This window comes from Microcystis sp. LE18-22.4A, assembly GCF_027531105.1.
In the GTDB taxonomy this organism is placed as follows: Bacteria; Cyanobacteriota; Cyanobacteriia; order Cyanobacteriales; family Microcystaceae; genus Microcystis; species Microcystis aeruginosa.
In genome coordinates this window covers 1-11,460 of sequence record NZ_JAPZRB010000052.1, presented here as the reverse complement: position 1 = coordinate 11,460, position 11,460 = coordinate 1, and the positions used below count along the sequence as shown (strand labels likewise).

General features: G+C 35.7%; 6 protein-coding genes. 1 reads left to right on the top strand and 5 read right to left on the bottom strand.

Annotated elements, in window-relative coordinates; genetic code table 11:
• The first annotated feature begins 371 nt into the window (after positions 1–371).
• Complete coding sequence (locus O9295_RS02585; protein ID WP_288031457.1) at positions 372–1,709, top strand: AAA-like domain-containing protein; 1,338 nt, start codon at positions 372–374, stop codon at positions 1,707–1,709.
• 21 nt (positions 1,710–1,730) lie between these two features.
• Here the strand turns inward: O9295_RS02585 and O9295_RS02580 are convergent, their stop codons facing one another.
• The 5 genes from O9295_RS02580 to O9295_RS02560 all read right to left on the bottom strand — a co-directional run.
• Positions 1,731–7,514, bottom strand: coding sequence for an AAA family ATPase (locus O9295_RS02580; RefSeq protein ID WP_288031455.1), 5,784 nt, complete (start codon positions 7,512–7,514; stop codon positions 1,731–1,733).
• Positions 7,515–7,586: 72 nt separating this feature from the next.
• Positions 7,587–8,966 (bottom strand): radical SAM/SPASM domain-containing protein, encoded by a 1,380-nt coding sequence (locus tag O9295_RS02575; RefSeq protein ID WP_288031452.1) that lies wholly within the window; start codon positions 8,964–8,966, stop codon positions 7,587–7,589.
• Positions 8,967–9,050: 84 nt separating this feature from the next.
• Complete coding sequence (locus O9295_RS02570) at positions 9,051–9,707, bottom strand: hypothetical protein (RefSeq protein WP_287691329.1); 657 nt, start codon at positions 9,705–9,707, stop codon at positions 9,051–9,053.
• Positions 9,708–9,730: 23 nt separating this feature from the next.
• The gene (locus O9295_RS02565; RefSeq protein WP_288031449.1) at positions 9,731–10,816 is read right to left on the bottom strand and encodes an amidohydrolase family protein; all 1,086 of its coding nucleotides are present in this window, start codon (positions 10,814–10,816) and stop codon (positions 9,731–9,733) included.
• A gap of 349 nt (positions 10,817–11,165) precedes the next feature.
• Positions 11,166–11,460: zinc ribbon domain-containing protein (locus tag O9295_RS02560; RefSeq protein WP_288031446.1), on the bottom strand; the 295-nt coding region annotated here is incomplete at its 5' end.

Here is an 11,460-nt window from a genome sequence, read left to right as displayed (position 1 = left end):
TCGGGTAAATTACCTAATTTTCAGGGAAAAAGTCCAGGGATTTTCCCCCCGACCACTCCCATATCTGGTACTTTTTGATTGACAAAAAGTCTAAAAGTCTTACCCAACAAGGTTTTTAGATTTATTCAGCTAACCCTAATTGACCTTGACAAGAAATGCTATAATTTCCTAGCAAGAGGGGAATGGAATCCCTCTCAGGGTTGCCATCGCACAATTTTGTCGGTTACTGGTTCTCGTCAGCTTGTTTGTCAAATATACCAATTCTATTTTGAATCGGTGCTGTTATGTCAAGATTCAGGGTTTCTGGCTGCAACGGAACTGAAAAATCAAATAATCTATTCCATCAAATCTTCTTACCTTAGACAAAAATAATGAAATTCGAGGAAATCCAAGAGATTCTTAATCGGCAACTGCTCAAGCTTGAGAATCGCTGTCTCAATGACACAGAACAATTATTATTGCGAGGACTTTGGCAGAAAAAGAACTATCAAGAAATTGCCCAAGAAAACGGTTATAGTAGCGGCTATCTTGCCAATGTAGTTGCCCCAGGACTCTATGATAAAGTCTCGCAACTGATCGGACAAACGATCAATAAGAAAAATTTTTTATCTAGACTACAATCTCATTTTACCAACTCCACATCGCTTCAGTATTGCGGTCAGGAATATCTCCAAAATGAGCGTCCAGAATACCCAGATGCTCCTGTTCCCTATAATTCTTATTATTATCTAAAACGAACAAAACTTGAAGCAAAAATTATCGAGGAAATCGGCCAATCTGGGGCGTTAGTACGCATTAAAGCTCCCAAAAAATGGGGGGAAACGTCTTTATTATTAACAATTTTAGAGGCTTGTCAACAGCAATTCGGTTATCAAATTGTTAGTTTAGATTTACAAAAAGCAGACCAAGACATCATAGCAAATTTTAACAAGTTCTTACGCTGGATCTGCCGTAATTGCGCTCGGCAGTTGAATTTAGAAGCCAAATTAGATGATTATTGGGATGAAGATATAGGAATTAAAATGAGTTGGACAATTTATTTTGAAGAGTATATTTTACGAGAGATAAAACAGCCACTGGTATTGGCTTTAGACGAAGTGCATCGAGTCTTTGAACATCCGAAAGTAGCAGAAGATTTTTTACCTTTAATCAGAGCTTGTTATGAAGAATCTAAGCGATCTCCCCTGTGGCAGAAATTACGTTTAATTATTGTTCAATCCACAGAATCTTATGTTTCTCTGCGATTAGAACAGTCTCCTTTTAATGTGGGATTACCCATAGAGTTACAGGGTTTTGGTCAAGAACAAGTGGCAGAATTGGCAAAAAAATATCAATTAAATGAATTAGCAACCAACGAAATTCAACAGTTGATCGACTTAGTGGGGGGACATCCTGCCTTGATTCATTTAGCGATTTATCATCTTAGCCAAGAGCAAATCACGATGCCAGATTTAATCAAATCAGCAACTACATCAACGGGAATTTATTCCTCTCATTTACAGCTGCACTGGGTCACTTTACAAAAACAACCCGAACTTGCCGGTATTTTTCAACAGATTTGTCAAGGGAATCAACCAATGATAGTCGATCCAATTATTGCTTACAAACTTAATAGTATGGGTTTAATTAAACTCAGAGAAAATCAAGCAATTGTCAGCTGTCAGTTGTATCAAAAGTACTTTATAAGCCAATATACTGGTTCAGTATAAATAAATTTTTGAACCATGGTATTAAGATAGCGATCGCTCAAGCCAATCATTATTAAATATCGTCTGATAAATCCGATTATGAACGTCCATTTTCCCGTGACGCTTTACCACTAATCCAGATAAAAATAACTCAGGTAAATAGGGATTGTTATCAATCTGTATTGGTTCTTGATGGAGGATTTGTCGATACAAGGTTAATAACTGGGGTCGGTTTGGACTTTGAAGAAGGCGATCTTGAATGGTTTTTAAATGTTCGGGTTGATCCTGCATCTCCCAATCTTGAATAATTTTTTCTGCTACTAAGTTGGCCAACCATTGTTCTTCTTGATTAGAGGGGATTGGTTGCTCGCTATCCCGCATCAGTTGACAGAGTTTTTGAGTTAAGAAAGGTTGCCCTCCCGTCCAGCTTAAGACTTGTTTGAGCATGGTCTGAAGATTGCTGACTTTTTCTGTTAACCCATATAATAAAGGTTGAGCTTCGTGTTCTTTAAAACTTGCTAATTCAATAGCGTTACCAATATTAAAAGGTGTTTTCTGGGGGTCAGTAATTAAAGCTGAAGGTGTGGTAGCACCAAAAAAGGCAAAAGTTAGCTCTTGAAATTGAGGTTGAATCGCTCTCTGGTTATAAAAAGAACGAATTAAAGCAAAAAAGTCAGAGACATCAAATTTTAACCCCAAAATGCTATCAATTTCATCAATAAATATAACAGTCGATTGTCTAGATTGCCGCTGATCAAAATCGTTATTAACTAGAAGAAAATTTTCTATAAATTGTCCTAATCGTTGTACAGGAGGCAGGTCTAATTGTTCATTCCACCAAGCTTTAAAAGTTTTCAATTGTTTGATTAATCCAAAACTGCGGAGCAGATCAACGGCTAATCCTTTATACCATTGTTCGGGGGTAATATTGTCTGTTCCTAGCCGAGTTAAGTCAATTACTGCACATCTAATTCCCTCCTTTTGTAATTGGCTCATCATCCGTACCATTAAGCTAGATTTTCCCATTTGACGTGCATTTAAAACATAGCAAAATAGACCTTGTTTGAGAGCTTTATAAAGATTGCGATCGGCTTGTCGAACCACATAATTCGGTGCATCCATCGGTAAACTTCCCCCCACTTGATAGACAAATTTGGGAGGTTGTTCAGCACTTTTAAGCAGGTCATTTTCAAAGATAAGTTCTGCTTGGGTTGCTTTCAGTACCTCTAAAGTATTTGTGAGTTCTTTTGTCCGTTCTTCTACTCTTTGTTCTAAGGTTTGATAGAGTCTTGAGTTATCAATAGAGATAGCGGCTTGAGCTGCTAGAATATTTAATAGTTCAACTCTTTCTGAGGTAAATGCGCTGGTTGTTAAATTATTTTCTAAATAAACAATTCCTTTTAATTGACCTTGATTGAGTAAAGGAGTACAAAGAATGGATTTAGTTTTTTTAGCCACAATATAATAATCATTGGTAAATTGACCTGATGAAGTGGCATCATTTAAAACGATAGTTTCTTTTGTCCGAGCGACATAATTAATAATGCTAGTGGGTAAGATAGGAATTGAGTTATTATGGTCGATAGATTCTATGGGAATTGATTGTAAGATATTAATAGTTTCTTCATCGATTGCGCCTTCGGCTTCAATAACCCAGTTGCCTTCTTTCTCTAAAATCAGATAACCTTTCTGCGCTCCTGCATTTTCAATGACAATTTTCATTAAGTTTGTTAGGAGATTTTCCAGTTTAATTTCTCCAGAAATCGCTTGCGAGGCTTTAAGAATAGTGGTTAAATCAAGAACTGCTCCATCATTACCAGTGGTTGAAATGGTGGTACTCAGTCCTTTAGATTTGTTTTGATTGCTGATGCCTAATAAATATTGAGGGTATTCTTCTTCTAATTGTTTAACTTTGGCCTTTGCACCCCAACGAATGTAACAATGATAGGCATTTCTGAGGTATAATTTCCCGATTTCTTCTCTACCTAAAGTAAAATAAAATTCAGAGGCACGCTCATAAGCTAAAGCCTCTTCATGGATAAATTCATATTTTTTTGCTCCTTGAATGGCTTTTTCATAAAATTCTTGAGCTTTCCAGTTTTGACCTAAGACTCTCGCTTTTTCTGCTTCAACTAGATCATATTTATGTTGAAAATTTGCTGGACAATGACTAGACCATATTGCCATCTTCTGCTGATTGTTATCTACTTGTTGTAGTAATTTTCTTTGATCATTTTGCTCTGTGTCATGATAATAAGCTAGAAAACTCAAAGATGAATAGAAATTATGTTGAGGAGAAATCAAAAATGAGTTTATAGTTGGGTTTGAAATATATTGAAGTCCTCTTTCTCCATAAGTAACTGCCGACTTGTAAATCTTAAGAAGATAAAATAATAATAGTTTAGCAAAGTAAATCAGAAAAAGTAACCATTCATTGTTAGTCTGATTTAATTGGTCTAAAACTGCATTTTCTTCTTCAGTGGATTTACCGACAAATAAAGCAATTTCTTTTTTTAAGCTTTTTTGTAAATTATTGACTATATTATAAGAAATTTCTTGGTAAAAAGAGGAAAAAGTTTGCTTGAGTTTTTTAATAACTCGATTATACTTGATATATTCCTGTTCAACTTCTTCCAAATGATAACCTCCCAACAGTCTATAAATACAATAGTCTATAGCTACATAAGAGGCAAACTGGTTATCCCCTACATCTAAACCGATTTGAAAACTCTTTAGTAACTCGTTATCGATCTCTTTATTTCTCAGATACTCTTTCCAGTGATATATACATCCATAATGTGTCTGTATAATAAGAGCTTGTACTTGACGAATATTATATTTATCGAGCAATTTAAGGGCTAATTTACCAAATTCATATCCTAAATTATAATTATTGATAGAGCCACATAATATCATTCCATAGTAGCTATATGTTGCTGCTGATTCAGGAGAATTTCCATGGTTGATAAATAAATCAATCTGTTTGAGGATTATTTTTATATGTAATAGGGGATCAGTAGTTGCCGTCGAAGACATTATTTGTTGTAAGATTTGAATGGCTTTAAGCTTATAGGGATCAGTCATAACAGGAAGGCTTTCTAAATCGTCAATTTTCCTTTTTTGTAGAATTAAATTTAAGGACTTATTAATGCTTTGATTAATATTACTTTTGCCATTTCTTCTATAAATTAAAATTCCCAGTTCTTTCAAAGTTTTTAAAGCGGTATCAATCGCCTGATCAGGTTGAAAATTTGCATAATAAAATTCAATCTTTATCTGATATGTTTTGACTTTATCTAAGATCGATTTAGCTTGGTTAATAATGATATTTGAATAAAATAAAATTTGCTGAAATTCTGTATTAAGAAAGAGAGAATGTAATTTTTCTTCATGAAGTTCTAAAGTCAATTGATACTGCTCACTCCAACTATTAGTTGTTAATAAACTGAGACCAGAATCTAAATACTTTAATGCTGTTTCATAAGCAGTTGATGCTTTAGCTTTTTTAGCAGCTTTAAGATTTAATTCTGCCAAATTATCTTTTTCTTGTTGCTCAGTAATTAGCTCAGAACCTTCATTAAGTTGATTAACAATTTCAAAAATATTGTTTAATAATTCATCGTCTGTAATGTTTTTTAGCAGTAGGCGACCAATTTGTAGATGAGTCCTTTTCTTTTCTTCCTCTGGAATTAAAGAATAAACTGCTTGCTGCACTCTGTCGTGTAAAAATTTATAGGAAACACAGTTAGAATACCCACCCAAAGTTTCAGTTTCTAAGAGTTGCCTCGATAATTCTTTTGAATCCCAGAGTAGAGCTAGTTTATAGTTATTATCTAATGGTATTACTAACCCTTTATCAAGGGCTAATTGTAGTTGTTGAGCCGTAATATGTTGAGATGTATTATTTACAATAGAAAGAGCTTCTAGACTAAATTGATTACCAATACAAGCGGCTAATTTTAGAATATTTTGAGTTTTTTGAGCTATTTTTTTTATTTTATGGGTCATTAAATCAACGACATTATCGGTAATTGATAGACTTTTAATTTCGGTAAGATCCCATTGCCAATAACTTTGCTTATTATTTTCCAATTTAGTAGAGGAAGGATTAAATATTATGAAACCATCTTGGTATAAAGAATAGAGAAACTGAGCGATAAAAAAGGGGTTTCCACCTGTTTTATGTGTCACCAAATCTGCCAAAGGCATAGTAACTTCTATCGAACAACTTAAGGTATCAGCAATTAATTGATTAATGTGCTTCATCTGCAAAGGAGCAAGAGTAATTTTCGATACAGAAACTTGTGATTGCTGAATTTTCTCTAAAGTATTCATTAAAGGATGAATCGAACTAACTTCATTATCTCGATAGGCTCCAATTATCAGAAAATATTTAATGTCAGAATCTGATATTAATTGTTCAATTAAGTTTAAAGAGGGTAAATCTGCCCATTGTAAATCATCGATAAATATCACTAATGGATTTTCTTTTTGAGAAAAAACATTGACAAATCGTTTAAAAAATAAATGAAATCTATTTTGACTTTCACTTCCTCCTAATAGTTCAACAGGTTGCTGTTTGCCAATAATTTTTTCAACTTCGGGAATAACATCGATAATAATTTGACTGTTCTTACCCAATGCTTCCAAAATTTTCTCTTTCCAAGCTTGCAGGATATTTTCTGGCTCACCTAGAAGTTGACGGATTAAGATTTGAAAGGCTTGAGAAATAGCTGAATAAGGAGTATCTCTTTGTAATTGATCAAATTTTCCTCTAATTAATCGCCCTTGTTTATATGTAACTTGTTGGTAAATTTCATGAACTAAAGCTGATTTCCCAATCCCTGAATAGCCAGAAATGAGGATCATTTCAGTGGTTCCTTGGCTAACCCGATCAAAAGCCTTCAAAAGTTGAGTAACTTCCCGTTTTCGACCATATATTTTTTGAGAAATCTGAAATTTCTCAGTCAGATCCTGACCACCTAAAGAAAACTGAGCAATCTGTCCTAACGTCCTTAATTGGTGAAGACAGATTTCTAAGTCAGCTTTAATACCCAAGGCAGTTTGATATCTTTTTTCTGGGGTTTTTGCGAGCAGTTTGTTAATGATATTAGAGAGAGTTAAGGGAATCTCTGGAATGAGTTGATGAACAGGTAAAGGTTGTTGGGCAATATGACAATGAACTAACTCCATAGGATCGGTGGTTTCAAAGGGCAATTGATTGGTTAAAAGTTCATATAAAGTAACTCCAAGGGAATAAAAATCACTACGGTAATCTAGACCTCGGTTCATTCTCCCTGTTTGTTCTGGGGCAATATAAGCTAAAGTCCCTTCTAATTGGTTAGGAGGACAAGCTGTGAAAAATTCTTGGGATAAACGGGTGGAAATACCAAAATCAATGATTTTCAGTTGTTCGCTTTCAGGGTTATAGACAATATTAGATGGGTTAATGTCTTTGTGAATAATATTAGCCTGATGAATAGCAGCTAACCCCTCAGTTATTTTAATAGCAATCAAGAGAAAGTTTTCCAAATTTAACTTATCTTGAGATAGTAATAACTCTAAAGATCGACCTCCAAAATCTTCTAAAAACATTATCAAACTATTATAGTGTCGCTGTAAATCATAAGCTTTAACAACACTGTCTATGTTCAAAGAACGGATAATTTCATATTCCTGTCGATAACGGGTAATCTCTGAAGGAGTTGGATAATTTTCTTTAAGAATTTTAAGAATAATCGGTTGAGCATTTGCCTTAAAAATGCCTCGATAGACCAGAGAACTAGAACTTTCATAAATTTTTGTGATTAGTTGATAATCTTTCATAACTCACTTTTTAATAACGTTTTTACTTATTTTCTAGCATTTGAGCGGAAAAATGTCCATTAAACTCTTAGATCAGACTTGAGAATAAATTTCTGTCACCGTTGTGGTTAGCACTGAGTATCCATCTTTTAGTTCTTGATGAATTATTTGCGATTTCCACATCTCACAGTCTTGACAAGCCCTTCTTTTTTCTAATTGATTAAGAATTAAATCTTGTCGTAGTTGCTGGAATAACTCTCCCGACCAAATATCTTGTAAAGTTTGTTGATTATAATCCCCTAAACTTTCAATCTCTTGATCAAAACCTAGTCTAAATAAGGTTTCTATACAGTAGTAGATTTTGCCATTGGGTAAAACTGCCATTTCAAGAAAAGGGAATAAACAAGTCCAGCGCCCTTGCGCTTTTTGTTGATAATATTGGAGAGATTTTTCTACCCCTTGATTGTGTTTTTTTAGTCGCATATTATTTTCTTGATATTCAGCAATATTAAGGATAAAAACACTATTAACTTTTGATAACCAACGATTTAAAAATGCTTCTTCTTCCTCAAGATTAACATTGTAATTTCTGACAAAAGAGGTTCTAATTTCGCAGTCAATACCCAACTGATCTCTAATTCTTAACAGATCAATTGTATTGGATTCGACCTGACTTAAATCTCCACCTCGAATTCTTAAATAAGTCTCTGGAGTCGCCGCGTCAAGACTAATATCAATACTGGTTAAACCCGATTTTAACAGAGCTTTAATATAAGTTTTATTCAGAAGTTGACCATTAGTAGTTAGATGAACTTTTGGAACACCTTGCTGTCGGCAAAGTTGAATAAAGTCTATAAGTTTAGGATGAAGTAATGGTTCTTCAACACTACCTATTAAAATGGTAGTTGCTGCTTTTCCACAGTCTGCTGCTAGTTTTTCCATCATCTCCCAAGACATGACTTTTTTCTTTTGAAAAAAATCTGTAGTATGATTAGACTTTATCGAAGAACTATGATAGGGACACATAACACACTTAAGATTACAAGTGTTACCAACAACAACTCTGACATAAGAAGGTGCGATCGCTTTTCCATAATGACAACTAAAATAATGTAACTGCTCATCTCTATCTATTGCCGATAGTAAAACTAATGGAATAGGCTGAGGTTGAATAGTTTGGCTTGTTAGGAATGTCTCTATGTGGGGTTGTAATTGATGCCAAATATCACTTAATTCTTGGGGATATAAATACGCTAGTATAGGATAACTAGGCAAACCCAAATCTGAAAGAATGGGTAAAGTTGGCTGAAAAACAACAACCGCATATTTATCCTTAGCCGTCATTAGCAATTTTTTGATACTATGAGGATGCAAAGGAATATTATGGGAGGGAATCTCAAGAATTCTATCTGAAAAGATAGAAGTATTTATTGTCAGATCAGATAAAAGGTTCTGAGGATCTTTAATAATCATTTTTTGACCAATTTAACGATAAAATCCCCACCCTTTAGGTGAGGCGAGCAATTCTTATTTTTGTTCAATTAGTTTGCAAGGCTTCTAGGAACAAGTTGTCGGAATATAAGGATTGTCGGCAAAATATTTCCCTGGTTTTCGGTTTGATATCCAGTCGGACAAATCATCTGCATTTAAAGTGGCATTTCCCCATGACGGCTCAGGTGGATAGGGAATAATCATTTTAAACAACTCTGGTGCATTGTTATCTGCATCCAATATTTGACCAATAAAGCTACTATACGTCACTTCAAATAAGTAACCCAAGCTTGGGTTTTTCTCTCCCAGTTCACATTTATCAAAGATTGGAAAAATATATTCATCGGGTGGATTACCTTGTGGAAAGAAGACTTGTTTCAGTAAATAAGCTGGATCAGATTCATCAACGGTTTCTAGTGGTTGGTTGGGATTAGCTCCAAACAATTTTTTGAGGTGATCAGCATTCTTTCCTTCTTTCAATCCCTGGTCTGAGGTCGGATGTTCAAAATAAGTCCTTAAGAGATTGGCCACTCTCTTTTGCTCGGCGTATTTCTCGTTATTTTCATCAGCCCATCGCCAAATATAAGCAATAATTTGAGAAACTTGTTTTGACTGTTGATAAAGACGCTGTAAAAAACCAATGTGTGGGCATTCCCCTTCCATTTTATTAGCGGCTTCATTAACTTTTTCTGCCTTGTAGAATAAGCTACGAGTTTCAAACATAAGTGTGCTTCCTTTTTGAGAAATTAAATTGAACAATAAAATCGCTGAGGATTTTCCCAAACGATTTTTTTAACTATCTCCTGAGATAAGTTGTCTTCAAGTCCTATAACTTTTTTTACCGCATCAGCCTGATGATCCATGTGAGGATAATCAGACCCGAAGATTAAGTTATCAGAACCGATAAAATCAATGACCTGAGCCAAACAAGGTTCAGAGGGTTCCCCTGCAATGTAACACTGACGGCGGAAATACTCCGATGGTAATAATTTTACTCTATCTTGGACTTCCCAATGTAAATTTTTATACTCTTCGTCAAGCTTCCATAACCAATAGGGAAGCCAACCACACCCTGACTCTAGAAACGCCACCCTCAGCCTCCGATGACGTTCTAAAACCCCCCCTTCAATTAAGGCTAACAGTGCCATCATTTGTTCCATCGGGTGAGAACAAGCATGAAGCGCAAACCGACTATTAAACCGCTCTGCACCAGTGGTGGGTAAGCGGCTATGAGTGCCTTCATGAATTCCTACAGCCATGTCCAAATCCTCGCAGGCCGCCCAAAAGGGTTCATAGGCTGGATCGCTCAAAATTCTGCCTTTAACAGGGTTAGGGCGCAAAAAAACCGCCTTCCAGCCCAAGTTCGCCATACGGTGTAGCTCTTTGACCATATCTTCGGGATCGTGTTGATTGACTGCAGCGACTCCTTTCAGTCTAGCGGGGTCATAGCTACAAAATTCTTCATATAACCATGTATTGTAAGCACGGACAAAAGCCCCCATCACTTCAGCAGGTAGGCTATCAATGGCAAATAACCACAGTCCGTAATTAGGATAAATAAAAGCCACATCTATGCCCATTTGTGTCATAGATTGAACATGGGACTCTGGGTTATAGCGGTTGAGATAAGCATGGGGATGAGCTTGCATCATCTGCTTATTCCCTTCTGCTTGGACTTGTGGGGAGATTTTTTGACTAATCGGTTCTCCTTTGATTTTCATGTCAGCAGAAGGAGCAAATTCCCTAAATTTAGGTTCTAGGTATTGGCCCCACATTGCGGGGGGTTCAATGACATGGGAATCAGCATCAATAATTTTGTACCCGTTGAGCATAGCGATTTTTCGGCAATTTTCTACCTAAATTATATTTGATTGGGAAAAAGCGGTCCCTTTTTTGCTGCTTTTTTTTCATCCCCTAAAACTCCATGGATTGATTGGGTTAAACTTGATACAACACTTTATTAAACTTAACGAATGGAAGCGATTGAATTTAAAATGATTCTTCATCATGGCACAGTTGTCATTCCCCCTGAATATTCCTCTAAGTGGGAAGGTAAGGCGATCCGTGTGATACTCTGAAGGGGTTTTGAGCTTGACTCAACCTTCTAAGATACATATAATGTATGTATGACATTTGAATTTGACATCCTCACCGCCGTGAACGGACGGTGATTCCCAAACCTCACGATTTAGGTTTCTGTTTCTTTCCCGAAGGATTTTTCGCACCTGCCTTAACAGATTTACTCTGTTCTGGTCTTATAGTCGCGACCCGGACTGACACCGCAAGCCCTGCGGCCAAAATATTTTTACTGGCGTTAATATCTCGGTCATGGTGCGTCCCACAGTCTGGACAGTCCCATTCTCGAACATTTAACGGCATTTTCTCAGCAATATACCCGCAATTACTACACCTTTTAGAGCTAGGAAACCATCTATCTATTTCGATGTAATTTCTCCCATACCAACGGCATTTATAG

Coding starts and splice junctions, on each gene's coding strand:
- O9295_RS02585 (WP_288031457.1), top strand. CDS start 372: ATGAAATTCGAGGAAATCCAAGAGATTCTTAATCGGCAACTGCTCAAG.
- O9295_RS02580 (WP_288031455.1), bottom strand. CDS start 7,514: ATGAAAGATTATCAACTAATCACAAAAATTTATGAAAGTTCTAGTTCT.
- O9295_RS02575 (WP_288031452.1), bottom strand. CDS start 8,966: ATGATTATTAAAGATCCTCAGAACCTTTTATCTGATCTGACAATAAAT.
- O9295_RS02570 (WP_287691329.1), bottom strand. CDS start 9,707: ATGTTTGAAACTCGTAGCTTATTCTACAAGGCAGAAAAAGTTAATGAA.
- O9295_RS02565 (WP_288031449.1), bottom strand. CDS start 10,816: ATGCTCAACGGGTACAAAATTATTGATGCTGATTCCCATGTCATTGAA.